This is a genomic window from Streptomyces tardus (assembly GCF_018101125.2).
Classification (GTDB): Bacteria; Actinomycetota; Actinomycetes; order Streptomycetales; family Streptomycetaceae; genus Streptomyces; species Streptomyces tardus.
Genome location: NZ_JAELVF020000001.1, coordinates 3,282,079 through 3,305,852, shown reverse-complemented (window position 1 = coordinate 3,305,852; position 23,774 = coordinate 3,282,079). Strand labels below are relative to the sequence as shown.

Below are 23,774 nucleotides of genomic sequence, written 5' to 3'. Positions count from 1 at the left end.
CGGCCATCCGGGGCAGCACCCCGGATCGGCGGGCCTCAGCCCAGCCGCACCTCGCCGCCGCCCTCGGCGGTGAAGGTACCCGCGGCCTTGTCGTGCCAGCACTGGCGCCACGGCTTGTCGACGAAGGCCCAGAACAGGTTCACCACACCGATCACCAGGAACCCCAGCGAGCCCTGTACGAGCCAGCGCACCGCGGCCCTGCCGAAGCCCGGCGGCTCCTGCTCCTCCATCGACAACACCCGCAGTCCGAGGAGCTTCTTGCCGAGCGTACGTCCCCAACGGGCGTTCGGCAGGGCCTCGTAGAGGAGCCCGAAGACCAGCACCGCGCCGATGACCATCGCGAGGTAGAGGCCCGTCGTGCCGTCCACCAGCCAGATGTCCCGGGTGACGCCGGCCTGTTCGATCTCCGCGACCTTGGCGTCGAGGTGGTCCCGCGCCTTCGGCAGCAGAGGCAGCGCCACCGCCGCGCCCACCGCCGCCGTCACCAGTGTGTCGATGAGCCGGGCGGCCACCCGCTTGCCGAGCGCGGCGGGTCGGGCCTGGTCCATGGCGGCCCGGAGGAACGGGTCGCTGGCCGGCGGACGCCACGGTGCCGCCAGGCCGTCCCCGCCCTGCGGGGAGCCGCCGTGCCCACCGGGCGGGGCGGCGAGGTCGCGCACCTGCTGCTGCCAGCCGCCCTCGGGCGTGGGCTGTGCCGGGGGTGCGGACCGCGGGCCCGGCTGCGCGGGGGCCTGAGCGGGCGCGGCTGCCTGCTGGGCGGCCTGAGCCTCCCGGGCCGCGTGGCGTGCCTTGACGATGTCCGAGCGGCGCAGCTGCGTCGTCTGCTCGTGCCGCGGTGACGCCGTTTCAGGTGCGGACTGCGCGGGGGCGGGCGGCACGGGTGTCGGCTGCACGGCCAACGTCCGGAGTCCGCTCCGTCCTGGCAGGCCGACGCCGGCCGGCAGAGCGGATTCGGAGGCGAGCAGGACCAGCGCATCTCCTGGGGTTCGCCCGCCGACCGCGGTGAACCCCAGGAGATGCGCTGGTCCTGCTCGCCTCCGAATCCGCTCTGCCGGCCGGCGTCGGCCTGCCAGGACGGAGCGGACTCCGGACGTTGGCCGTGCAGCCGGGCCCGCGGTCCGCACCCCCGGCACAGCCCACGCCCGAGGGCGGCTGGCAGCAGCAGGTGCGCGACCTCGCCGCCCCGCCCGGTGGGCACGGCGGCTCCCCGCAGGAGCCGCCGGCGGGCGGGCTGCCCGAGCTGCGCCCGCGCGGTGACGTGGACGTCCGCGAGAGCGGGCAGATCGCCGAGTGGGACGATCCGGCCCGGCTGCGCGGGGGCCTCGCCGGGCGGCGCGGCCTGCGGACGCTGCCAACCGCCGCCGGGTTCACCGCGGTCGGCGGGCGAACCCCAGGAGATGCGCTGGTCCTGCTCGCCTCCGAATCCGCTCTGCCGGCCGGCGTCGGCCTGCCAGGACGGAGCGGACTCCGGACGTTGGCCGTGCAGCCGGGCCGGATCGTCCCACTCGGCGATCTGCCCGCTCTCGCGGACGTCCACGTCACCGCGCGGGCGCAGCTCGGGCAGCCCGCCCGCCGGCGGCTCCTGCGGGGAGTCGGTGCGCTGCGCGGGTACGGCGTCGACGGACTCGGGCGGCGCACTCGCGGGTGCGCCACCGCCCTCCGGCGACTGCCCGCCCGACCGGGGCTCCTCGCCCGGCGCGGTCGGTGTCGGCTCGCCGGGGCGCGGCTCGGGGCGGCTGGTGCCGGGCACCCAGGAGGCGCCGTCCCAGTACCGGATGTACCCGGGGATGGACGGATCGGGGTAGTAGCCCGCGGTGGTGCTGCTGCCGCTGGCCGATCCTGAGGGAGGCGCACTCATCTGACCGAATCCCGTATCTACTTGACCCAAGTGGTGTGCGAAACCGGCGTGGTCCCCGCGCCCCGCCGGAGCGGATCCGCCGAAGGCACGTCGGTCCACGTGTACCAGAATGCCACTGTCCGCGGACCCTCCTTTCCAGAGCCCTCCACTTCTTCGGTGCCCGGAGGAAAAAATCTTCTCCGAACCCGCGTAATGATTCGCGTCCCCGGCTCTCTTCCCCTGTGCGAGGCCATCCGGCCGAGCATCGTCGACGGCCGTCGGGCCGAGTCAGAGAGGAAGTGCAGGGAGATGAAGACCGTCATCGAACGCGAGCTGGAACTCAAACTGGTGCTCTCGTCCACCTGTTCCGTCGCGGTCCCCGCGCAACTGCGCTACAGCGACGACGATCCGTACGCCGTCCACATCTCCTTCCACACCGACACCCCGCACCCGGTGTACTGGACCTTCGCACGCGACCTGCTGGTGGAGGGCGTCTTCCGGCCGTGCGGACACGGGGACGTACGGGTCTGGCCGACGAAGGTGGACGGCCGCAACGTCGTCTGCATGGCGCTGACCTCACCCGACGGGGACGCCCTGCTGGAGATCCCCTCCGCGCCGATCGCCGCCTGGCTGGAACGCACCCTGCGGATCGTTCCGCCCGGAACGGAGGCCGCACGGCTGGGAGTTGACGACGGGCTGCGGCTGCTGCTGACGCCCACCCCGGTGGACGACCCCTGCGCCGGCGAGCTGCGCCCCTCGGACGATCCCGGCGAGACGGGCGCCTGAGTGCGCCCGCCCCACCGGGCGCGGGATCAGAAGAGCTTGCCGGGGTTGAGCAGACCGAGCGGGTCGAACGCCTGCTTGATCCCCCGGTGCAGCTCCAGGGAGACGGGCCCGACCTCCTGGGCGAGCCAGTCCTTCTTCAGTACGCCGACGCCGTGCTCGCCGGTGATGGTGCCGCCCAACTCCAGGCCCAGGCCCATGATCTCGTCGAACGAGACCCTGGCCCTGGCCGACTCCTGCGGATCGCTCGCGTCGAAGCAGACCGTGGGGTGGGTGTTGCCGTCGCCGGCGTGTGCGCAGACGCCGATGGTGAGGTCGTGCTTCTCGGCGATCTCCGCGACGCCGTCCAGCATCTCGCCGAGCCGGGAACGCGGTACGCAGACGTCGTCGATCATCGTGGTGCCCTTGACCCGCTCCAGCGCCACCAGTGCCGAACGCCGGGCCTGCAACAGCATCTCCGACTCCGCCGCGTCCTCGGCCGGTACGACTTCGGAGGCGCCGGCCGCCGTGCACAGCTCGCCGACCGCGCGCAGGTCGGCCGCCGGGTCGGCGGTGTCGAAGGCCGCGAGCAGCAGCGCCTCGGTCGACTCCGGAAGGCCCATCCTGGTCATGTCGTTGACCGCCCGAAGGGTGGTGCGGTCCATCAGCTCCAGCAGCGAGGGGACATGGCCGCCCTCCATGATCCGGCAGACCGCGTCGCAGGCGGCCTGCGCCGAGGGGAACTCCGCGGCGAGCACCAGCGGTCTGGGCGGCTCGGGGCGCAGCGCGAGCACCGCGCGCACCACGATGCCCAGGCTTCCCTCCGAACCGACCATCAGCCGGGTGAGGTCGTAACCGGCGACTCCCTTGGCGGTGCGCCGGCCGGTGGTCAGCAACCGACCGTCGGCGAGCACCACTTCGAGGCCGAGGACGTACTCCGCGGTGACGCCGTATTTCACGCAGCACAGTCCGCCGGAGGCGGTGCCGATGTTCCCTCCGATGGTGCACTCCTCCCAGCTGGAGGGGTCGGGCGGGTAGAAGAGGCCCTGCTCGGCGACGGCGCGCGAGAGCGTGGCGTTGACCACGCCCGGTTCGACGACGGCGATGCGGTCGACCGGGTTGATCTCCAGAATGCGGTCCATCTTCACCAGGGACAGCACGATGCAGCCGTCGCTGGCGTTCGCCGCCCCCGAGAGCCCGGTCCGCGCGCCCTGCGCGACGACGGGCGTACGGGTCGCCGTGGCCGTCCGCATGACGTGCTGCACCTGCTCCACGGTGCGCGGCAGCACGACGACCGCGGGCGCGCCGGCCGGGCAGAAGCCGGCCATGTCACTGCCGTATGCGGCCATCACCTCGGGGTCGTCCACCAGGGCCTCGGGCGGGAGGCCCTCGCGCAGTGCTTCGATCAGGTCCGCCATGGGGCCAGCCTTGCACCTGCGGGCGGCCGGGGACAACACACCGTTCGCCGAGGAACCGGCGCGCCCCGCGGGCGCCCGGTGCCGAACGCGGGACGGCGAGGCCTCCGACGGCAGCGACGGGTGCCCGCACCGCCCGGTTTCCGTGCCGCGCCGGTTTCCGCGCCGCGCCGGCTTCCTCGCCCGGCGGGGGCCGCGCACCGCGGTCGGGTGCCGCACGGCGGCCGGCTCCGGCGGAACTCGTCGTCCGCCGGAGCCGGTTGGTGGCGGCAGCGGCTGCCGCCGGGACCGCTCAGAGGTTGCCGCGCCGCTCCTGCTCGCGCTCGATCGCCTCGAAGAGGGCCTTGAAGTTGCCCTTGCCGAAGCCCATGGAGCCGTGGCGCTCGATCATCTCGAAGAACACCGTCGGGCGGTCCTGGACGGGCTTGGTGAAGATCTGCAGCAGGTAGCCGTCCTCGTCCCGGTCGGCAAGGATCTTCAGCTCGCGCAGCTCGTCGACCGGCACCCGGGTGTCGCCGACCCACTCGCCGAGGGTGTCGTAGTAGCTGTCCGGCACGTCGAGGAACTGCACGCCGGCGTCGCGCATCGTACGGACCGTGGCGACGATGTCGTTGGTCGCGAGCGCGATGTGCTGGACGCCGGGGCCCCCGTAGAACTCCAGGTACTCGTCGATCTGGGACTTCTTCTTCGCCACGGCCGGCTCGTTGATCGGGAACTTCACCTTCTTGGTGCCGTCCGCGACCACCTTGGACATCAGCGCCGAGTACTCGGTCGCGATGTCGTCGCCGACGAACTCCTTCATGTTGGTGAAGCCCATGACCTTGTTGTAGAAGCCCGTCCACTCGTTCATCCTGCCGAGCTCGACGTTGCCCACACAGTGGTCGATGGCCTGGAAGGTGCGCTTGGCAGGACCTGCGACGATCGGCTCCGCGGCGACGTACCCGGGGAGGTACGGGCCGTCGTAGCCGGATCGCTCGACCAGGGTGTGGCGGGTCTGTCCGTAGGTCGCGATCTGCGCGAGCACGACGGTGCCGTGCTCGTCCTTCAGCTCGTGGGGCTCGGTGAGGCCGGTGGCACCGTGCTCGACCGCGTGGGCGTACGCGCGGCGGGCGTCGGGCACCTCGATGGCCAGGTCGACGACGCCGTCGCCGTGGGTGGAGACGTGCTCGGTGAGGAACCGGCCCCAGTCGCTCTCCTGCCTGACGACCGAGGTGAGCACGAAGCGGGCGCCGCCCGACTCCAGTACGTAACTCGCCAGCTCCCGGCTGCCGTTCTCCGGTCCGGAGTAGGCGACCAGCTTCATCCCGAAGGCGGTGGAGTAGTAGTGCGCGGCCTGCTTGGCGTTGCCGACGGCGAAGACCACCGCGTCCATGCCCTTCACCGGGAAGGGGTCGTCCTGCCGGGGGGTCTGGAGGGTTTCAGTGAGCTCAGTCATGGCCGCAGGTTCTCGCCGATCCGCAAGGTGCGCAATAGTTCCGGCATTCACTGCACACCTTGTACGGCAGAAGTCGCCGACCATCGGCAGATCTGTACATGGTGACCAGGAGTTCCGGTCGTCGGGCGTGTAGGCGTCGGAGGACGGGGCAGAAGGACGCTCTGATGTGTCCAGGCCAACTGAGCCCGGAGGCACGTCCGTACAAGAGGAGAACGGCACCGCATGGCCATAGACCCGCTCGACGGCAGACTCCTGGAGCTGCTGGCCGCCGAGCCGAGGATCGGCGTACTGGAGGCCTCCCGCCGGCTCGGCGTGGCGCGGGGCACCGTGCAGGCGCGGCTGGACCGCCTTCAGTCGACCGGCGCAATCCGGGGGTTCGGTCCCGAGGTGGACCCGGCGGCGCTCGGCTACCCGGTGACGGCGTTCGCGACGCTGGAGATCAAACAGGGCCAGGGCCCCGACGTACGCGCCCATCTCGCCGGTGTCCCCGAGGTGTTGGAGCTGCACACCATCACCGGCGAGGGCGACATGCTCTGCCGGCTGGTCGCCCGCTCCAACGGCGATCTCCAACGCGTGATCGACCGGGTCGTGGGCTTTGATGGCATCATGCGGGCCTCCACCGCCATCGTGATGGAGAACCCCGTGCCCCTGCGCATCATCCCGCTGGTCCGTCAGGCCGCGGGCACCGCGGGCCATCCGGGCGCCGAGGACACAGTTCCGACGGGAGACGGCGAGTGAGTTTCTGGGAGTACCTGGGCAATCGGCACCAACAACTGCTGACGGACGGCTTCCAGCACGCCAGCGCCGTCTTCCAGTGCATGGTGCTCGCCACCCTCATCGGCGTACTGCTCGCCGTGGCCACCTACCGGAGCGAGTGGGCCGGCAACCTGGCCACCACCACGACGGCGACGATCCTGACCGTCCCCTCGCTCGCCCTGCTCGGCCTGCTGATCCCCGTCGTGGGCCTCGGCGTCGCACCGACGGTCATCGCGCTGACGCTCTACGGGCTGCTGCCCATCGTGCGCAACGCCATCGTCGGTCTGCGCGGCGTCGACCCGACTCTGGTGGACGCCGCGAACGGCATCGGGATGTCGCGTCTGACCCGGCTGGTACGGGTCGAACTCCCGCTCGCCTGGCCGCCGATCCTCACCGGGATCCGCGTCTCGACGCAGATGCTGATGGGCATCGCGGCCATCGCCGCGTACGCCTCCGGCCCGGGCCTGGGCAACCTCATCTTCCGCGGCATCGCCTCGCTGGGCAGCGCGAACGCACTGAACCAGGTCCTCGCGGGCACCCTGGGCATCGTCATTCTGGCGCTGCTCTTCGACGCGGCCTACATCCTGATCGGACGACTGACCATCCCTAGGGGGATCCGTGCCTGAAGCAACCGGTGAGCCGAGCGAGACCTCGGGCGCGACGATCCGGCTGGAGGGCCTGACCAAGCGCTACCCGGGCACCCCCACGCCCGCGGTGGAGAACGTCAGCATGGAGATCAGGGCGGGCGAGACGGTGATCTTCGTCGGCCCGTCCGGCTGCGGCAAGTCGACGACGCTGAAGATGATCAACCGGCTGATCGAGCCGACCTCGGGGCGCATCCGGATCAACGGCGAGGACGTCACCGACATCGACCCGGTCCGGCTGCGCCGCCAGGTCGGTTACGCGATCCAGTCCTCCGGACTCTTCCCCCACATGACGGTCGCCCAGAACATCGCGCTCGTACCGAAGATGGTCGGCTGGTCCAAGGCGCAGGTCGCCTCCCGGGTGGAGGAGATGCTCGACCTGGTCGGCCTGGAGGCGCGCGAGTTCGCCGGCCGCTACCCCCGTCAGCTCTCCGGCGGACAGCAGCAGCGCGTGGGAGTGGCGCGGGCGCTGGCGGCCGACCCTCCGGTGCTGCTGATGGACGAGCCGTTCGGCGCGGTGGACCCGATCACCAGGGACCATCTCCAGGACGAACTCATCAGGCTCCAGCACGAGTTGCGCAAGACCATCGTCTTCGTCACCCACGACTTCGACGAGGCCATCAAGCTCGGCGACCGCATCGCCGTACTGCGCGAGCGTTCGCACATCGCGCAGTTCGACAGCCCCGAGGCGATCCTGACCAACCCGGCGGACGAGTTCGTCTCCGGATTCGTGGGAGCCGGGGCTGCGCTGAAGCGGCTGAACCTGACCCGGGTGCGGGACGTCGGGGTGGTCGACTTCCCGACCGCCTCGGTGGAGGAACCGCTGCAACGCATCTTCGACCTGCTCGGCCCGAACGGCACCAACGAGCTGCTCCTCCTCGACCGGCACCGCCGCCCGTACAAGTGGCTGCGCCGCGGCGACCTCTCGCGAGCACGCGAGTCGCTGGCCAGGGCGGGCTCGCCGGTCACCCACCACGTCTCCCGGGACGCCACCCTGCGCGACGCGCTGGAGGCCGTGCTGACCGACAGTGGCGGCCGGGTGGCCGTCACCGGGCGCCGCGGCGAGTACACCGGGGTGGTCGACATGAAGACACTCATGAACTCCGTCCACGAACTCCTGGAGGAGGACCGGATGGAGGCCGTGGAGCACCAGCACGACCTCGCCGAGGAGCGCGAGCGGCAGGCCCAGGCCGCGCAGGAGGGGCTGTCGTGAGCGCACCCGGACAGCCGTCGAGCACCGGTTCCACGGCGGTGGGCGCGGAGACGGAGCAGGGCGCGGCGAAGAACGGGGCGGCGCAGCCCGAGCGCACACCGGGCGACCTCGTCGCACCGGAGTCGGTGCGGGCACGGCTGACGTGGCCGCGGCTGCTGGTGATCCCCGGCCTGGTCGCGATCGCCCTGCTGCTGCTCTGGCTCTGGTTCCGCGGCGCCCAACTGGACGACGTCGCCCGCAACTCTTTGGCCGACGGCAACGTGTGGGTGCGCACCCGTCAGCACATCGAGATGACGGCGATCTCCACCTTCTTCGTGCTGATCATCGCCATTCCCCTGGGCATCGCGCTGACCCGCCGGCGGCTGCGCCCGGCCACACCGGTGGTGGTGGCCGTCGCCAACCTCGGACAGGCGATCCCCGCGCTGGGACTGCTGATGCTGCTGGTCATCTGGCTGGGCATCGGCCAGCGTTCGGCGATCATCGGCATGGTGATCTACGCCGTACTGCCGGTGCTGGCGAACACCATCGCCGGGCTGCGCGGCATCGACCCCCAGCTCACCGAGGCTGCCAGGGGCATGGGGATGTCCCCGATCGCGGTGCTGACCAGAGTCGAACTCCCGCTGGCCGTACCGCTGATCCTCGCCGGCGTCCGCAACGCCCTGGTGCTCAACGTCGGTACGGCGACCCTGGCGACGTTCGGCGGGGGCGGCGGGCTCGGCGACCTGATCGCCGACGGGATCACCAACCAGCGCATGCCGATCCTGGTGCTCGGATCGATGCTCACCGTGGCCCTCGCCCTGCTGATCGACTGGCTGGGCTCACTCGCCGAACTGCTGCTGCGCCCCAGAGGGCTGGAGACCGTGGAGGGGAAGTCGTGATGGGCGGCACGAGGACACGAGGGACGGGCGGCGCGAGGGACGTCTGCGCGGGAGGCACGACGGGCAGCGCGAGTGCGGCCAGCGCCGCGCTCCGGCGCCGGCGGCGGCGCTGGCCGCACTCGCGCTGCTGCCCGCTCTCTCCGGCTGCGGACTGGTCAGCGGCAGCCCCATGACCGACGAGGTCAGCCCCGGCAGCATCGGGAAGGGCGAGCCGCTCAAGGGCGCCCAACTCACCGTCACATCCAAGGAGTTCACCGAGCAGATCATCCTCGGCTCGATGCTCGGTCTGGTCTTCAAGGCCTCGGGCGCGCAGGTCGTCGACCGCACCAACATCCAGGGGTCGATCGGCGCCAGGGAAGCGGTGAAGTCCGGCGACGCCGACGCGATGTACGAGTACACCGGCACCGGTTGGATCACCTACCTCGGCAACACCGAGCCGATCCCCGACCCGCAGAAGCAGTGGAAGGCCGTACGCGACGGCGACCGCGGGAACGGCGTCACCTGGCTGCCGCGCTCCACGCTCAACAACACCTACGCCCTCGCAGTGAACGCGGCCAACAAGAAGAAGCTCGGGGTGGAGAACGTCTCCGACGTGGCGAAGCTGAGCAAGTCGGACCCCTCGGCCGTGACGGTCTGCGTGGGCGCCGAGTTCGCCTCCCGCGAGGACGGGCTCCCGGGACTGACCGAGGCGTACGGCATGAAGATCCCGGCCTCCCGCATCAAGAAGATGAGCGACGGCGTGATCTACACCCAGACCGACTCCGCGCGCTCCTGCACCTTCGGCCAGGTCTCCACCACCGACGGCCGCATCAGGGCGATGGACCTCAAGGTCCTCAAGGACGACAAGCGCTTCTTCCCGCAGTACGACGCGGCGCCCACCATCCACACCCGAACGCTGAAGAAGTACCCGGCAATCGCGAAGGTTCTGGCCCCGCTCACCAAGGCGCTCAACAACGACGTCGCCCAGGAGCTCAACGGGCGGGTCGACGTGGACGGCGAGGACCCGCACGAGGTGGCGAAGGACTGGCTGGTGGAGAAGGGGTTCATCAAGGAGGGCTGACCCCGCTGGCCCCGTTGGCCCCGTTGGACAGCGCGGGGGCCGGGCGGCGCACCGCGACACGACCGCACGGGGGAGCGCGGGCGCCGGGACGGGTCAGCAGGACGGCACGTCGCCGCCGTCCTCCAGTGCCTTGAGCGAGTCCATTGCGCCGCTCAGGGTCTCCACCGGCACCAGTCGCAGCCCGTCGGGCGCCGCCGCCTCGGCCGCCGCGCACTCGTCCGCGGGCACCAGGAACACCGAGGCGCCGTCGCGCTTGGCCGCCAGCGTCTTCAGCGGTACGCCGCCGACCGGGCCGACCCGGCCGCTCGCGGTGATGGTGCCGGTGCCCGCGACCGTACGGCCGCCGGTGAGATCGCCGCCCCGCCCGTCGCCGTCCAGCAGCTCGACGATGCCGAGCGCGAAGAGCAGCCCTGCGCTGGGGCCGCCGATGTCCTCCAGTGCGAGGTCGACCTCCACCTCGTCCTCCGAGAGCCGCAGGCGCCCGAGCGCGGCCTGCACCGCGGCGCTCTGAGACTCGTTCATCTGCTCGGTGTTGTGCTTGCGGATCTTCTCGACCGAGTCGCCCCTGGGGTAGACGGCGTCCTTGGGCATCACCGCCCGGTCGTCGTCGAACCAGCCCTTCACGACGTCGGTCAGCCGCAGCTCGGTGTCCGCGGTGGTGGCGGCGATGGTGGTCATCAGCAGCCTGCCGTCGGCGCTGCGCACCTCGCCCTCGTCCGCCTGCACCCTGATCACCCGCTTGCCCTCGTACTCGCCCAACACATCGGCGGTGACGCCGGGTTGAGCGACGACGTACGGCAGCGGGGCGAGGGCGGCGACCGCGACCAGCGCGACGATCGGCACGGCACACGCCGCCAGCAGCGGGCCACGGCGGGAGGAGAGGCGAGACATCACCCGTGCAATCTAACGCGCGCGGGGCCCGTCACCCGCCGGGGGCCGTACCGCACCGGGCGGCGCACCGCGACACGACCGCACGGGGGAGCGCGGGCGCGTACGGTCGTGCGCGCTGTGAGGGGGCTGCGGGGCGTGCGCGCTGTGCGGGACCGTACGCGTCGTGGGCGCGTCCCCGGACGGAGCGCGGCGCGCGGGCCGGTTGGCGGGCGAACCGGTGGCGGGCGGTCAACGCAGGGCGTCCGCGACTTCCTTGGCGGCGGCGACGACCCGGTGGCCGATGCTTTCGGGAACGGAGTCGGAGAGCATGATCACGCCCACACTGCCCTCGATCCCGCCGACGTCCCGCAGCGGGGCCGCAGCGCCGCTGGCACCCGCCTCCAACTCGCCGTGGGTGAGCACGAAACCGTCGGAGACCTCGTCGTCCGCCCCGCGCCCCACGGTGATCGCCCTGCCTGCGGCGCCGCGGTCCAGCGGGTGGCGGAAGCCGGCGCGGTAGGCGACGTGGTAGTCGGTCCAGCTGGGTTCGACGACAGCCACCGCCAGCGCCTCCTGGCCGTCCACGAGGGTGAGATGGGCGGTCGCGCCCACTTCCTCGGCCAGCGAACGCAGTGCGGGCAGCGCCGCCTCCCTGACCAGCGGGTGGACCTGGCGTCCCAGGCGCAGCACCCCGAGGCCCACGCGTGCCCGGCCGCCGAGGTCGCGCCGGATCAGCGCGTGCTGCTCAAGCGTGGCGAGAAGTCGGTAGATGACGGTCCTGTTGACACCGAGCCGGTGCGAGAGCTCGGTCACCGTCAGTCCGTGGTCGGTGTCGGCGAGCAGCTTGAGGACGCGCAGTCCCCGGTCGAGCGTCTGAGATGTCTCCGCGGTCACGACGCCCCTCTTCTCAAGCGACTGGGCGGACCGGGCCGGTTCCTCGCGGATGTGCCGACCGTCCGGTGAACGGACACGAGTGGAGCCACCGGTCCGGGCCGGCAGATCGCACCGGCGGCGCTCCGGGGGCGACGCTGCCCGCGGGGCGTACTGCGTGACCGGAAACCTAGCGACCCGCACCGCTCACCGGAAGACTCCGTCCAGAATCCGGTCAGCTTCCGCACGGCTCCCCGGTATCGCCACGGCAACGGGTGTCCGACTAGCGGAACATCCGGCGCACTCACAGGACAGAGCGCGTCCGCGGCAACATGGCGCCGGGCGCCAACTGGCCACCACGGACGGTGAAACCCGCGCCCCGGATCGGCCTCGGACGCACCTCGGCCCGCACCTGGCCCGCACCTCGGACGAGACCGGAGGCGGCCCGCGGCGTACGGCGCCCGCCACACGAGACGACGACCGGCCACGCAGCCCGCCGCGGTCGCGAACCCCGGCGAAGAGCGGGCCTAGCGCATCCGGGTCGCCCACTCCTGCACCTTGGCGATACGGGTCTGCAACTGCCCCGCCGTCGCCTCGGCGGAGGCGGGGCCGCCGCACAGCCGGCGCAGCTCGTTGTGGACGACACCGTGCGGTTTGCCGCTCTGGTGGACGTACGCGCCCACCATGGTGTTGAGCTTGCGCCGCAGCTCCAGGAGTTCCTTGTGGGTGACCACCGGACGGCGCTCGGCCGGGATCTCCGGCAGGTCGGCCTCGGCATCCGGCCGCTTGCGGCTGTGCGCGATCTGCTTCGCCTGACGCTTGTGCAGCAGTATCTGCACCTGGTCCGGCTCCAGCAGCCCCGGGATGCCGAGGTAGTCCTGCTCCTCCTCGCTGCCCGGGCGCGCCTGCATCCCGAACTCGGCGCCGTCGTACATCACCCGGTCGAAGACGGCGTCCGACTCCAGGGCCTCGAAGGAGAGTTCCTCCTGCTCGCCGGTGTTCTCGTCCTCGGCGCGCTCGGCCTCCTTCAGCAGGTCGGCCTCCTCGGCGTACGGGTCGTCGTCGGCCTTCTTCGGCTTGTCCAGGACGTGGTCGCGCTCGACCTCCATCTCGTGGGCGAAACCGAGCAGCATCGGGACCGTCGGCAGGAAGACCGAGGCAGTCTCGCCGCGCCGGCGCGACCGTACGAAACGGCCCACGGCCTGGGCGAAGAAGAGCGGGGTCGAGACCGTGGTCGCGTACACGCCGACAGCCAGCCGCGGTACGTCGACGCCCTCGGACACCATCCGCACCGCCACCATCCAGCGGTCCTCGGACTGCCGGAAGTCATCGATGCGCTGGGAGGCGCCGGTGTCGTCGGAGAGCACGACGGTCACCGCCCGACCGGAGATGTCGCGCAGCAGCTTGGCGTAGGCCCGGGCCGACTCCTGGTCGCTGGCGATCACCAGCCCGCCCGCGTCCGGGATGGCCTTGCGCACCTCTTCGAGCCGCCGGTCGGCGGCCTTCAGCACACTCGGCATCCACTCGCCCTTGGGGTTGAGCGCGGTGCGCCAGGCCTGCGAGACGGCGTCCTTGGTCATCGGCTCGCCGAGCCGGGCGGCGATCTCGTCGCCGGCCTTGGTCCGCCAGCGCATGTTGCCGCTGTAGGAGAGGAAGATGACCGGCCGCACGACACCGTCGGCGAGCGCGCCGCCGTAGCCGTAGGTGTAGTCGGCCGACGAGCGGCGGATGCCGTCCGACCCCTCGACGTAGGTGACGAACGGGATCGGGTTGGTGTCCGAACGGAACGGCGTACCGGTCAACGCCAGTCGCCTGGTGGCCGGTTCGAACGCCTCGGAGCACGCCTCGCCCCACGACTTGGAGTCGCCGGCGTGGTGGATCTCGTCCAGGATCACCAGGGTCTTGCGCTGCTCGCAGCGGTTGCGGTGCAGCATCGGCCGTACCCCGACACCCGCGTACGTCACGGCGACGCCGTGGTACTCCTTGTTGAGCGCGCCCGCGCTGTACTCCGGATCGAGCTTGATCCCTATGCGCGCGGCGGCCTCCGCCCACTGCTTCTTCAGATGCTCGGTGGGCGCGACGACGGTGACCTGCTGGACGACGCGGTGGTGCAGCAGCCAGGAGGCCAGCGTCAGCGCGAAGGTCGTCTTGCCGGCACCGGGAGTGGCGACCGCGAGGAAGTCGCGCGGATGCTGCTCCAGGTACGCGTCCATGGCCCCCTGCTGCCAGGCGCGCAGCTTGCTGGCCGTGCCCCACGGGGCGCGGCCCGGGAAGGCCGGGGAGAGGTGGTGGGAGGTGGCGGTACTCACGGTCTCCGGGAGGGGTCGGTCGACGGCAACCGCGTCAGCCTACCGGGCCCCGGGGGTGACGACGGCGGGATCCGGCCGCCGCGCTGTGCGACACCGGGCACACTCGCGCCGCCCCCGGCACGGGCGCCGGACACGGCGCGGCCGGGATGCTAACCGGTCACCACTGCCGCCGCGGGGCGGATGGGCAGCCGGTTGACCGGCCGGCCGGTGGCCGCGCGCACCGCCGAGGCGATGGCGGCCGGGGTGACGACCACCGGCACGGCACTGACCGATTTGGCTCCGAAGGGCGCGACCACATCGCGCTCCTCCAGCAGCTTGACGATCTTGATGTCCGGTACGTCGAGCGAGGTCGGCATCGCGTAGCTGGTCAGATCGGGGTGTCGCACCACGCCCTTGGCGACCCGCAGATGCTCGGTGAGCGCGGCCCCCAGGCCCTGGGTCATCCCGGCCTCGATGCGGGAGCGGACGATCGCCGGGTTCAGCAGCCGCCCGACGTCCTGTGCCACGGCGAGCTCCACCACCCGTACGGTGCCGAGCTCCACGTCCACGTCGACCACCGCGCGCACCGCGGCGAAGGCGAGGCTGACGAAGGCGTCGCCCTGCCCGCTGTCGTCCAGCGGCTCGGTGGGGTGCGGGCGGCACTGGGCGGTCGCCCAGAGCTCCTTGCCCTCCAGCACCTCGGCGACCGGGGTGGAGAGCACCCCGTCGTAGGAGGTGATCTTTCCCTCGGAGATGCTGAGCAGCTCGGTGGACATCCCGAACTTGGCGGCGAGCGGCTGGAGCAGCTGGGTGCGGACCATCTTCGCGGCGCGCTCGACCGCACCGCCGGACACCCAGGTGTGACGGCCGCGCGCGCCCGGACCGGCGGGCGGCTGGTCGGTGTCGACGCTGGCCACCCGCACCTCGTCGACGCCGAGCACGTCCTGCACGATCTGCCGGGCCAGGGTGGTGAAGCCCTGGCCGGTTTCCACCGCCGCACAGAGCACGGTCGCGACCGGGCCCTCGACCTTCACGGTCGCGGTGGACACCTCGTCGGTGCCCTCCGCCCCGAGCATGTGCACCATGCCGACCGCGTGGCCGACTCCCCGCCGCACCGCGCCGGGGTCACCGGCACCGGCCGGGCCGCCGGGCAGCAGCCACTGGTCGGCAGGGGACTCGTTGGGCAGCGGCGGCAGCGGGTAGTCCCGTACGGCGTCCAGGAGTTGGGCGACCGGCGCCGGGCAGGTGACGCTCTGGCCGGTGGGCAGCAGATCGCCGGTGGACATGACGTTCCGGCGGCGCAGCTCGACCGGGTCCAGACCCAGACGCGCTGCCAGTTTGTCCATCTGGCCCTCGTACGCGGCGCACACCTGCATGGCGCCCTCGCCGCGGACATGGCCGGACGGCGGGTTGTTGGTGCGCACCGCCCAGCCGTCGACCACCGCGTGCGGCACCACGTACGGGCCGACGGCGAAGGAGACCGCCGCGGCGAGCGCGTCCGCCGAGGCGTCGGCGTAGGCGCCGCCGTCCTGGAGGATCTGCGCCTCCACCTTGACCAACCGGCCCTCGCCGTCGGCGTGGTGGCGGTAGCGGAGCATGGTCGGGTGGCGGTGCGAGTGGCCGAGGAAGGACTCGTCGCGCGCGGCGGCGAGCTTGACCGGTCTCGCGGTGCGGATCGCCAGCAGCGCGAGCGGGAGCTGGAAGCTCAGGTCCTCGCGGTCTCCGGTCGCTCCGGGGACCGCGGTCACCACGAACTTGACCTGCTCGGCCGGGAGTCCGAGGCAGGCGGCGGCCTGGTCGCGGTCGCTGTGCGGATCGGTGCAGGAGGTGTGGATCTCCACGCCGCCGTCCTGCCGGGGCACGGCGAGTCCGGCCTCGGCCCCGACCGGCGAGGGGTCCTGGCGGCCGATGCGGTAGAGCCCTTCGACGACGACCTCGCCGGCGGCCTCGGGGTCGCCGAAACGCAGCGGGATGTGGCGCAGCAGATTGCCGTCGGGGTGGATCGGTTCGGCCTCGAACGCCTGCTCCGGATCGGTGACCGGCTCCAGGACCTCGTACTCCACCACGATCGCGGCCATCGCCATCCGGGCGGTGTCCGGGTGGTCGGCTGCGACGGCGGCGACGGCCTCGCCGTAGTGCCGGACCAGATCGCGGGCGAAGGCGGGCCGGTCGGCGATCTTGCGCCCGTGGGTGGCGCTGCCGGGGACGTCCTCGTGGGTGACGATCGCGTGCACGCCCGGCATCGCCGCGGCCTGCGAGGTGTCGATCGCGGTGATGCGCGCATGCGGGTGCGGGGCGCGGAGCACCGCCGCCCACAGCAGTCCCTCGGCCCACAGGTCGGCGGCGTAGGGGAAGGTGCCCTGGGCCTTGGCCAGGCCGTCGGTGGGCAGCAGGGACCGGCCGAGGCCGCGGGGCGCGGCGGTGGCGGGAGGCGGCAGCGCGCTGTCGCCCGCGCCGGCCGTCTGGGACGTCATGTCGCCGATCGTCACGGCGCGCCTCCGGGCTCCTCGGTCCTGGACTGCTGCGGCACCCCGTGCGGTTCCGGCTCGGCGCCGCGCGGGACGTCGGCCGGGCCGCGGCCGGGGTGGACCGCGCTCTGCTGCCCGGTGTGCGGCTGGTGCCGGTGTTCCTGGTGCGGGCCCTGCGACTGCTGCGGGACGGGCGCGTTCTGTGCGGACTGCTGGTTCCGGCTCTGGCTCTGGTGGCTCTGGTGCTGCTGGCTCTGGTGCTGGTGCTGCTGGTGCTGGTTCTGCTGCTCCGCGAGCTTGGCGGCGCGGGACTCGGAGACCTCGCGGACCGCCTCCAGCACCCCCCGGTAGCCCGAGCAGCGGCACAGGTTGCCGCACAGCGCCTGCCGGACCTCGAGGTCGTTGGGGTTGTGGTTGCCGGCGAGCAGATCGTGCACCGTCATCGCCATGCCGGGTACGCAGAAGCCGCAGTGCGCGCCGGCGCGTTCGGCCAACGCCCGCTGCACGTCGGAGGGTTCGCCGTCCCTTGCCAGACCCTCGACCGTACGGACCTCCGACTCCGCCGCGGTGATCGCGGGCACCAGGCACGAGGCGACCAGCCGCCCGTCGACCTGTACGGAGCAGGCGCCGCACTCGCCCTGCGAGCAGCCGTCCTTGGCACCCGCGAGGCCGAGGCGCTCGCGCAGCACGTAGAGCAGCGACTCCCCGATCCACGCGTCGGCCACCGGCCGGTCCGCGCCGTTGACGTGCAGAACGTAGGACTCCAGCGGGTGTTCGGAGTCCTCGGCCGGCTGCCCGTCGGCGGCCGACTCCGATTCCGCGTCCGCCGCCGGCTCTGCCGGCTCGGCGGCGCGGTCCGGGTCGGGGTCCCCGGGCTCGGGGCCCCGGCCCGGCTCGGCGGCCGATTCCGCGGTGGAGTCGGCCGCGGCGGTGTCGGTCGCGGCGCGCGGCGGCGGGACCTGGGAGGCGGCGGCGTTCTCGCCGGACTGCTCCGGGCCCGGGCCCTGCACGGCCGGCTGCTCCGGCGCACTACCGTTCGCGGGCCCGGCCGGGTACTCCGCCGACGGTCCGACCCCGTGGTCGGTGCCGTACTCGGCCTCGTACTCCGTGCCGTAGTCGGCGCCGTGGCCGGTGCCGTTCCCCCGGGGGAACGGCACCGGCCACGGCGCCGACTACGGCACGGAGTACGAGGCCGAGTACGGCACCGACCACGGGGTCGGACCGTCGGCGGAGTACCCGGCCGGGCCCGCGAACGGTAGTGCGCCGGAGCAGCCGGCCGTGCAGGGCCCGGGCCCGGAGCAGTCCGGCGAGAACGCCGCCGCCTCCCAGGTCCCGCCGCCGCGCGCCGCGACCGACACCGCCGCGGCCGACTCCACCGCGGAATCGGAGTCGGCCGCCGACGGGCGGCAGTTCGGTCGGCAGTTGAACGAAGGCGGTGGCGTCCGCGTCGTACTCCCCGCCCCAGCCGCCGGCCGGCGGCTGGGGCGGGGAGTACGACGCGGACGCCACCGCCTTCGTTCAACTGCCGACCGAGGGGCGTACGTGCCTCGTGGGCGCCCGCGAGCGCGGCGGCAGCGCCCTGGCCGAGCGCGGTGTGGTCGTTCGCCCGCGTGCGGTCCGGGGTCTGGTCGACAGCCGGGTACTGCTCCCCCACCGGCGCGAACGGCATCGTCCACTGGCCGGTCGCCGTCGGGTCGGTGGACGCGGCCGGTGTCATCGGCGGAATGGCCGGCGGCTCCCAGCCGGCTCCGGTGCCGGGCGCGGCGAGCGGCGCGGCCAGCGGGTCGTACTCGCCGGCCCCGCCACCGCCGACGGGCGGCAGTTCGGTCGGCAGTTGAACGAAGGCGGTGGCGTCCGCGTCGTACTCCCCGCCCCAGCCGCCGGCCGGCGGCACGCTGTGCGGATCCTCGGACGTACGCCACCGCTGCTGGTCATCGCTCATGCGAGAGCCCTCCCCAGTGCCCGGCGAGCCAGTGCCGCCACGGTACGCCGCAGATGCAGCGCGGCGGGCGGAAGTTCGACGGCCGCCTCCCCGTCCACGGTGGGCTCCGGGTCGGGGATGCAGGCCATCGCGACGTACTGCCCGAACGCCTCGAGCGCCTCGGGTGCGAGCGCGCTGGCGCCCTTGTCCATCACCACCGACCAGTCGATCAGCGAGGCCACCCACTGCTCTGCCTCCAGCGGGCGCAGCGGCATCGGCGCCACCGCGCCGATCGCGCACCGCACCCCGCGTCTGGCCGGGTCGAGGACCACGGCCGCGGAGGCCTGCGCGCGGCTCGGGCCGGTGCGCGCGGTGGCCTTGAGGAAGGACTGCGGTGCGTGCAGCAGCGGGACCCGCAGATGACCGATCACCTCGCCGGGCCGGAGCATCTCCATGCCGGCGAGGAGATGGCTGACCGGCACCTCGCGACGGGCGCCCTCGCTGCCGGCGATGACCAACACCGCTTCGAGCGCGGCCAGTACGGGCAGAGTGTCGCCGGTGGGGGCGGCGGTGACGACGTTCCCGCCGAGGGTCCCGGCGTTGCGGATCTGGGGCGGTCCGGCGGCGCGGGCGGCGGCGGCGAGCGCAGGGAAGAGGGCGGCGAAGTCGGGTCGGCCCATCCGGGCGTGGGTGAGTCCGGCGCCCAGCAGGCCGTGGCCGTCCTGGTACTCCCAGCCGCGGAGTTCGCTGATGCGGGCCAGGCTGACCAGTCCGGCGGGCCGCAGCCGGCCGGAGTTGACCGAGACCATCAGGTCCGTGCCGCCCGCGACGGGTACGGCCGCAGGCATCTCGGTGAGCGCGGCCACCGCCTCGTCGAGCGTGGCGGGCAGGACGACGGACCGCCTGAGCCCTGGGCTGTGTGGCGCATGCGGCGCGTGCGTGCTCAATCCAGCTGCCCCTTCCCCGGCTGCCCGGCTTACTCAGCCGTACGGTACGTGCTCAGAGGCTGGAGGTGGCAACTCTGGCACAACTCCGGGGCCGCGCGACGCGAGGGGCGCCGTTGTCCGGCGCTCCGCCGATCCGCGCGCAGCCCCAAGGGAGTTGGGAAAGACCACGATGGGTACGATTTGCCCGAATCGTCACCTGGGTCGCATCGCCGGAGCCCCGCGCTGCCGCCCGGTGCCTCTCGGACACTTCTCGAAGCGCCGCCCCGGGGACGGCCGGACCCGCTTCGCAGGAGGGTCCGATTCCCCGTCGCCGGACCTCGGCGACCGAAAGCCACGCTTCCAGCCGCCGGGGTCGGCCGGGCGCCCAACAGCGCCCGCTCACACGATCGGGGGGACTCCGTCGATCGGACGTCCGAGCACACCGGGGCGCTGCTGCCAGGGCCTGGGACCGCCCGGCGGCCGGTAGTCGATGCCCATGGCGTCCAGTCGCGCGTAGTGCCCGCGCACCATCCGACCCTCGAAATCCGGCCAACTCCGGTGCTCCCGACCGCTCCAGACCACCTCCGCGAACGCGGCGAGCCGGGGGAACGCCTGGTAGTCCACACGTTGACGGCTCTCCGCGACCTCGGTCCACAGGTTCGCCTGCGCGCCGAGCACCCGCCCCTCGGCGTCCGTACCGGCCAACTCCGGCGGCAGCGGCTCGAATTCGTAGACGTCGCGCAGCGTGCGGACGAAGCCGATGGGTACCGGCTCGTCCTCGCCCGCGGCCTGCCGGTGGTCCAGGTAGACGTGCTGCTCGGGGCAGATCACGACGTCCCTGCCGGAGCGCGCCGCCGCCACACCGCCCGCGTAGCCGCGCCAGGAGGTGACGGCCGCGCCGGGCCCCAACCCGCGGCCGTCCGTCGCCAGGCCGCCGCCGGAGAGGATCTCGTCCCAGCCGATGAGCCTGCGCCCCCGCTCGGCCAGCCAGCGGTCGAAGTGCCGGATGAACCAGGTCTGCAACTCCTCCTCGTCCGCGAGATCGAGGTCGACGATGCGCTGCTTGGCGGTCTGCGACGCCTGCCACTGTTCCTTGGGGCACTCGTCCCCGCCGAGATGCACGAACTCGCCGGGGAAGAGCTCCAGGATCTCGGTGAGCACGTTCTCGTAGAAGTGCAGCACCTCGTCGGTGGGGGCGAGCACGTTGGCGCTGATGCCCCAGTCCGTCCAGACGTCGAGCGCGCCGGTGTCCACCGCGTCGGTGTTGCCCAGTTCGGGGTAGGCGGCGATGGCGGCCTGCGAGTGGCCCGGAACCTCGATCTCGGGCACTACCGTGATGTGCCGCTCGGCCGCGTAGGCGACGATCTCGCGGATGTCGTCCTGGGTGTAGCACCCGCCGTGGCGGCGCTCGTCCCACAGCCCGGAGGCCCGGTGGCCGACCCGGGTGCCGGGTCGCCAGCCGCCGACCTCGGTGAGCCGCGGGTAGCGCTTGATCTCCACCCGCCAGCCCTGGTCGTCGGTGAGGTGCAGATGCAGCACGTTCAGCTTGTGCGCGGCGAGCAGGTCGATGTACCGCAGCACGCCGTCCTTGGGCATGAAGTGCCGGGAGACGTCGAGCATGAAACCGCGCCAGCCGAAACGGGGCTCGTCCTCGATGCTGCCGTGGGGCAGCGGGTCGGTCTGCGCGCCGGGCAGCGGCGCCCGGCGGTGGGCGACCGGACCGAGGAGCTGACGCAGGGTCTGGGCGGCCCAGAAGACGCCCGCGGCGCTGCCGCCGACCAGGCGCACCCCGGACTCGTCGACGGTCAACCGGTGGGCCTCTGCGGCGAGTTGACTGTCGAGCTCCAGGCGGACGACCGGGCCGGGCCCGTCCGGGAGCAGCGGCCAACCGGTGGCCGCGCCCAGTGTCGTACGGAGCCAGCGCGCGACGCCTTCGGTGCCGGCGGCTGCGGCCAGGGCAGTGTCGGCGTCGAGCCGCAGGGCGCCCTCGGCGGGGCGGACGGCGACGGGAGCGGGGATCAGTGGTGAAGGGCTGAGAGGGGTCTCGGACGCACCTGACAGCGAAGAGGAGTCCATGGTCGTCGAAGGCTACGGGGGCCCTCTCCGCGACACAAGGTCTATACCAATATCGGCAGCTCAAACCTGTTTCCGGCGCCGCCGGGAGGTCACTTCTGCGCGTGGTCCCCGACGAAGAACAGCAGCATCACAAAACCGGCGAAGAGGTGCGTCGCGAAGACGTAGATGAAGACACGCAGCCAGACGCTGCGCTCCTTCCAGCTCTCCGAAGCCGCCCGACCGCTCATCGTCCCTGTCCCTTCGCCGACCCGGCAGGTCAGCCACCACGGTCCCACAGCGCGCACCGCCTCCGCACCGGGCCCCGGCACTGCCAACGGCCGGACCCGACCGGGTACGCCCCGGACCCGACCGGGTACGCCCCGCCGTCCGCACGCCGCCGCTACCGCCGGCGCCACGGGCTCAGCCCGCCACGCGGCTGCTCCGCTCCACCGCCAGCCGCCAGACGCCGCGGACCGAGCCGACCACGACGAACAGCAGATGGGCCAGGAACACCGCGTCCCACCAGCCTCCGCCCACCCCGCCGAGCACCATCGCCACCGTGCCCCCGGACAGCACCAGGACCAGCGCCAGCCGCCGTTCCACGTACGGGCTGTGCAGCAGCCGCTCGCGCCACACCCGCTCCCCGTACCACCAGCGCACCAGCAGTCCGCCGCCGAGCACCGCGGCAGCGGCGCCGAGCCCGGCGCAGAGCGCCGCGAGCGCTGGCCAGGGCTGCCCGTCCGCGGCGGCTGCGGCCACGAAACCGGTGGTGAAGAGGGGCACCAGCGGGAGCACCACTGCGACCGCCAGCTCCACCACCCGGGCCTGGCCCGGGTGGCCGAGCAGCTCTGCCCTGGTCGCGGCCCTGGCCGCCTGCACCCGGTCCGCGGGCCGCGCGCCGACCCGCAGCACGGAGACCCACCACAGACCGATCAGAGCGATCAACATCGCGCAGAGCACGCCGATCGCCAGCCGCCAGTCGATACCGGCGACCACTTGCAGGCCGAGGAAGATCACCACCACGGGCAGCCAGCGGAACCGGCGCCACCAGGGCGGCCTGGCCCCGGCCAACGCCGCCTCGTCGGCGCCGAGTTCGGCGGCCCGGGCCCAGGCGCGGTCGCGCTCGGAGGTCAGCGCGCGGCGCCGCTGGCCCGGCAGCGCATGCCGCAGACTCAGCGAACGGGCCAGCGCGAGCTGGGCCTCCACCTCCTCGGGCGCGAGGTCCACGGCGTGCCGGGCGAGTGTCACGCTCTCCTGGATACGGTCCAACTCCCGGTAGGCGTCGGCCAGCAGGACGCGGGGCCGCCAGTCGTGCGGGTCGGCGGCCAGTGCGCGACGGCCGATCGTCAGCGCGCGGTGCTCGTCGCCGAGAGCCAGCAGCACCTGTCCCGCCAGGCAGAGCTGATCGACCGGATCACCGTCCAGATGCAGCAGCGCCCAGTCGGTCGCCTCCCGACTCTCCGCCCGGGAGCCGCGCAGCGCGTGGACGTAGGCCCGCAGCAGATAGCCGAGGCTGCCGACGGCCCGCACCCAGTCGTCGTCGAGCAGGGCGTGCGCCTCGTCGAGGCGGCCGGACTCGCACAGGCGCTGCACCAGCTCGATCCGGTCCCGGCCGTCGGGATCGACTCCGTCCACACCGTCGTGCACCACGCCCCCGCTCTGCTCGCGCTTCGGCTGCCACTGCCCGGGCGCAAAGGCCTGCCCCCGGCGCGCCTCAACAGCGCGTCGGGGGCAGGCCGGGCCCTGCGCAACAGCGTATCGGCGGCGCCGCCCGCGGCGGCTACTTCTTGCCGTCGCCCTTGCCGCCCTTGTCCCCGCCCCCGGAGGTCATGGACTCGTAGATCTCCTTGCACATGGGGCACACCGGGTACTTCTTCGGGTCGCGACCCGGGACCCACACCTTGCCGCAGAGCGCGACGACAGGGCTGCCGTCGAGCGCGCTGGACATGATCTTTTCCTTCTGGACGTAGTGCGCATACCGCTCGTGATCGCCGTCGCCGTGCGACGTCTGCGGAGTCGGCTCGACGAGCGTGCCGGTACCCGTTCCGCGGTCGGGCTCAAGAGTGCTCATACGAACCAAGGGTACCCATCCGCGACGGGTGCGCGCGGCCCGCGCGACCCGGCCCGCACGGGCCGAACGGGCGGGCGGAACAGGCGTCGGCGCACCCGAGTTCACGGCACCCGCACCGGGTGGCGCACGGGATCCCGCGACGCACTCGCCTCCCCCGCGGACCGGCAGCCCGAGCCGCGTCACGGGGCCGCCCACGCGGGCGCGACGCGGGACGTACGGGCGGAACGCGCGACGCGGGACCTACAGGCGGAACGCGCGACGCGGGACCTGCGGGGCGTACGGGCAGGGCGGGGACACGCGACACA

General features: G+C 72.8%; 18 protein-coding genes and 2 pseudogenes. 6 read left to right on the top strand and 14 right to left on the bottom strand.

Going from position 1 to position 23,774, the window contains the following annotated elements; all coding sequences use genetic code 11:
- Nucleotides 1–35 precede the first annotated feature (35 nt).
- Together JGS22_RS14135 and JGS22_RS26340 are read right to left on the bottom strand one after the other, a co-directional pair.
- Complete coding sequence (locus JGS22_RS14135) at nucleotides 36–893, bottom strand: RDD family protein (RefSeq protein ID WP_308405664.1); 858 nt, start codon at nucleotides 891–893, stop codon at nucleotides 36–38.
- 869 nt (nucleotides 894–1,762) lie between these two features.
- A pseudogene (locus JGS22_RS26340) lies at nucleotides 1,763–1,858 on the bottom strand (DUF2510 domain-containing protein); the annotation flags it as partial.
- 288 nt (nucleotides 1,859–2,146) lie between these two features.
- Between JGS22_RS26340 and JGS22_RS14125 the strand changes: the two are divergent.
- Entirely contained in the window at nucleotides 2,147–2,623 is a 477-nt protein-coding gene (locus JGS22_RS14125; protein ID WP_211042572.1) for an SsgA family sporulation/cell division regulator, read from the top strand.
- 26 nt (nucleotides 2,624–2,649) lie between these two features.
- Here the strand turns inward: JGS22_RS14125 and JGS22_RS14120 are convergent, their stop codons facing one another.
- Nucleotides 2,650–4,017, bottom strand: coding sequence for an FAD-binding oxidoreductase (locus JGS22_RS14120; RefSeq protein WP_211042571.1), 1,368 nt, complete (start codon nucleotides 4,015–4,017; stop codon nucleotides 2,650–2,652).
- A gap of 289 nt (nucleotides 4,018–4,306) precedes the next feature.
- Nucleotides 4,307–5,449: a 4-hydroxyphenylpyruvate dioxygenase gene (gene hppD / locus JGS22_RS14115; RefSeq protein WP_211042570.1), complete on the bottom strand. Its 1,143-nt coding sequence runs from the start codon at nucleotides 5,447–5,449 to the stop codon at nucleotides 4,307–4,309.
- 222 nt (nucleotides 5,450–5,671) lie between these two features.
- Between hppD and JGS22_RS14110 the strand changes: the two genes are divergently transcribed.
- The 5 genes from JGS22_RS14110 (at nucleotide 5,672) to JGS22_RS14090 (ending at nucleotide 10,000) form a co-directional block, all read left to right on the top strand.
- Nucleotides 5,672–6,187: an Lrp/AsnC family transcriptional regulator gene (locus JGS22_RS14110; RefSeq protein WP_211042569.1), complete on the top strand. Its 516-nt coding sequence runs from the start codon at nucleotides 5,672–5,674 to the stop codon at nucleotides 6,185–6,187.
- A complete protein-coding gene (locus tag JGS22_RS14105; RefSeq protein ID WP_211042568.1) occupies nucleotides 6,184–6,831 on the top strand; it encodes an ABC transporter permease in 648 nt (215 codons plus the stop codon). Before JGS22_RS14110 ends, JGS22_RS14105 begins: the two co-directional genes overlap by 4 nt.
- Nucleotides 6,824–8,062, top strand: coding sequence for an ABC transporter ATP-binding protein (locus tag JGS22_RS14100; protein ID WP_211042567.1), 1,239 nt, complete (start codon nucleotides 6,824–6,826; stop codon nucleotides 8,060–8,062). The genes JGS22_RS14105 and JGS22_RS14100 overlap by 8 nt, the downstream gene beginning before the upstream one ends.
- On the top strand, nucleotides 8,059–8,940 hold the full coding sequence (locus tag JGS22_RS14095; protein WP_308405663.1) for an ABC transporter permease: 882 nt from the start codon (nucleotides 8,059–8,061) through the stop codon (nucleotides 8,938–8,940). Before JGS22_RS14100 ends, JGS22_RS14095 begins: the two co-directional genes overlap by 4 nt.
- Before the next feature lie 169 nt (nucleotides 8,941–9,109).
- The gene (locus tag JGS22_RS14090; protein WP_211043835.1) at nucleotides 9,110–10,000 is read left to right on the top strand and encodes a glycine betaine ABC transporter substrate-binding protein; all 891 of its coding nucleotides are present in this window, start codon (nucleotides 9,110–9,112) and stop codon (nucleotides 9,998–10,000) included.
- 93 nt (nucleotides 10,001–10,093) lie between these two features.
- Here JGS22_RS14090 and JGS22_RS14085 read toward each other — a convergent pair whose 3' ends face one another.
- The 10 genes and pseudogenes from JGS22_RS14085 to JGS22_RS14040 form a co-directional block, all read right to left on the bottom strand.
- Nucleotides 10,094–10,894: a S16 family serine protease gene (locus tag JGS22_RS14085; RefSeq protein WP_211042859.1), complete on the bottom strand. Its 801-nt coding sequence runs from the start codon at nucleotides 10,892–10,894 to the stop codon at nucleotides 10,094–10,096.
- 225 nt (nucleotides 10,895–11,119) lie between these two features.
- Nucleotides 11,120–11,764 carry an IclR family transcriptional regulator gene (locus tag JGS22_RS14080; RefSeq protein ID WP_211042850.1) on the bottom strand — a complete coding sequence of 215 codons (645 nt, stop codon included), beginning with the start codon at nucleotides 11,762–11,764 and terminating at the stop codon, nucleotides 11,120–11,122.
- Between the two features lie 503 nt (nucleotides 11,765–12,267).
- Nucleotides 12,268–14,049, bottom strand: a complete 1,782-nt coding sequence (locus JGS22_RS14075) for a DEAD/DEAH box helicase (RefSeq protein WP_211042848.1) — start codon at nucleotides 14,047–14,049, stop codon at nucleotides 12,268–12,270.
- 149 nt (nucleotides 14,050–14,198) lie between these two features.
- Nucleotides 14,199–16,502 (bottom strand): xanthine dehydrogenase family protein molybdopterin-binding subunit, encoded by a 2,304-nt coding sequence (locus tag JGS22_RS14070; RefSeq protein ID WP_211042846.1) that lies wholly within the window; start codon nucleotides 16,500–16,502, stop codon nucleotides 14,199–14,201.
- An 11-nt stretch (nucleotides 16,503–16,513) separates the two neighbouring features.
- A pseudogene (locus JGS22_RS26335) lies at nucleotides 16,514–17,521 on the bottom strand ((2Fe-2S)-binding protein); the annotation flags it as partial.
- Between the two features lie 913 nt (nucleotides 17,522–18,434).
- Nucleotides 18,435–19,364, bottom strand: coding sequence for an FAD binding domain-containing protein (locus JGS22_RS14060; RefSeq protein WP_211043099.1), 930 nt, complete (start codon nucleotides 19,362–19,364; stop codon nucleotides 18,435–18,437).
- Between the two features lie 378 nt (nucleotides 19,365–19,742).
- Entirely contained in the window at nucleotides 19,743–21,419 is a 1,677-nt protein-coding gene (locus JGS22_RS14055; protein ID WP_211043101.1) for a beta-N-acetylhexosaminidase, read from the bottom strand.
- A gap of 89 nt (nucleotides 21,420–21,508) precedes the next feature.
- Nucleotides 21,509–21,646, bottom strand: coding sequence for a DUF6126 family protein (locus JGS22_RS14050; protein WP_211043103.1), 138 nt, complete (start codon nucleotides 21,644–21,646; stop codon nucleotides 21,509–21,511).
- 172 nt (nucleotides 21,647–21,818) lie between these two features.
- Entirely contained in the window at nucleotides 21,819–23,048 is a 1,230-nt protein-coding gene (locus tag JGS22_RS14045) for a tetratricopeptide repeat protein (protein ID WP_216814989.1), read from the bottom strand.
- 130 nt (nucleotides 23,049–23,178) lie between these two features.
- On the bottom strand, nucleotides 23,179–23,469 hold the full coding sequence (locus JGS22_RS14040) for a DUF3039 domain-containing protein (RefSeq protein ID WP_216814988.1): 291 nt from the start codon (nucleotides 23,467–23,469) through the stop codon (nucleotides 23,179–23,181).
- Nucleotides 23,470–23,774 lie beyond the last annotated feature (305 nt).

Bases quoted from the DNA above. Each gene is read 5' to 3' on its own strand.
- JGS22_RS14125 (WP_211042572.1), top strand. From the start codon at position 2,147: ATGAAGACCGTCATCGAACGCGAGCTGGAACTCAAACTGGTGCTCTCG.
- JGS22_RS14120 (WP_211042571.1), bottom strand. From the start codon at position 4,017: ATGGCGGACCTGATCGAAGCACTGCGCGAGGGCCTCCCGCCCGAGGCC.
- hppD (WP_211042570.1), bottom strand. From the start codon at position 5,449: ATGACTGAGCTCACTGAAACCCTCCAGACCCCCCGGCAGGACGACCCC.
- JGS22_RS14110 (WP_211042569.1), top strand. From the start codon at position 5,672: ATGGCCATAGACCCGCTCGACGGCAGACTCCTGGAGCTGCTGGCCGCC.
- JGS22_RS14090 (WP_211043835.1), top strand. From the start codon at position 9,110: ATGACCGACGAGGTCAGCCCCGGCAGCATCGGGAAGGGCGAGCCGCTC.
- JGS22_RS14070 (WP_211042846.1), bottom strand. From the start codon at position 16,502: ATGACGTCCCAGACGGCCGGCGCGGGCGACAGCGCGCTGCCGCCTCCC.
- JGS22_RS14055 (WP_211043101.1), bottom strand. From the start codon at position 21,419: ATGGACTCCTCTTCGCTGTCAGGTGCGTCCGAGACCCCTCTCAGCCCT.
- JGS22_RS14050 (WP_211043103.1), bottom strand. From the start codon at position 21,646: ATGAGCGGTCGGGCGGCTTCGGAGAGCTGGAAGGAGCGCAGCGTCTGG.
- JGS22_RS14040 (WP_216814988.1), bottom strand. From the start codon at position 23,469: ATGAGCACTCTTGAGCCCGACCGCGGAACGGGTACCGGCACGCTCGTC.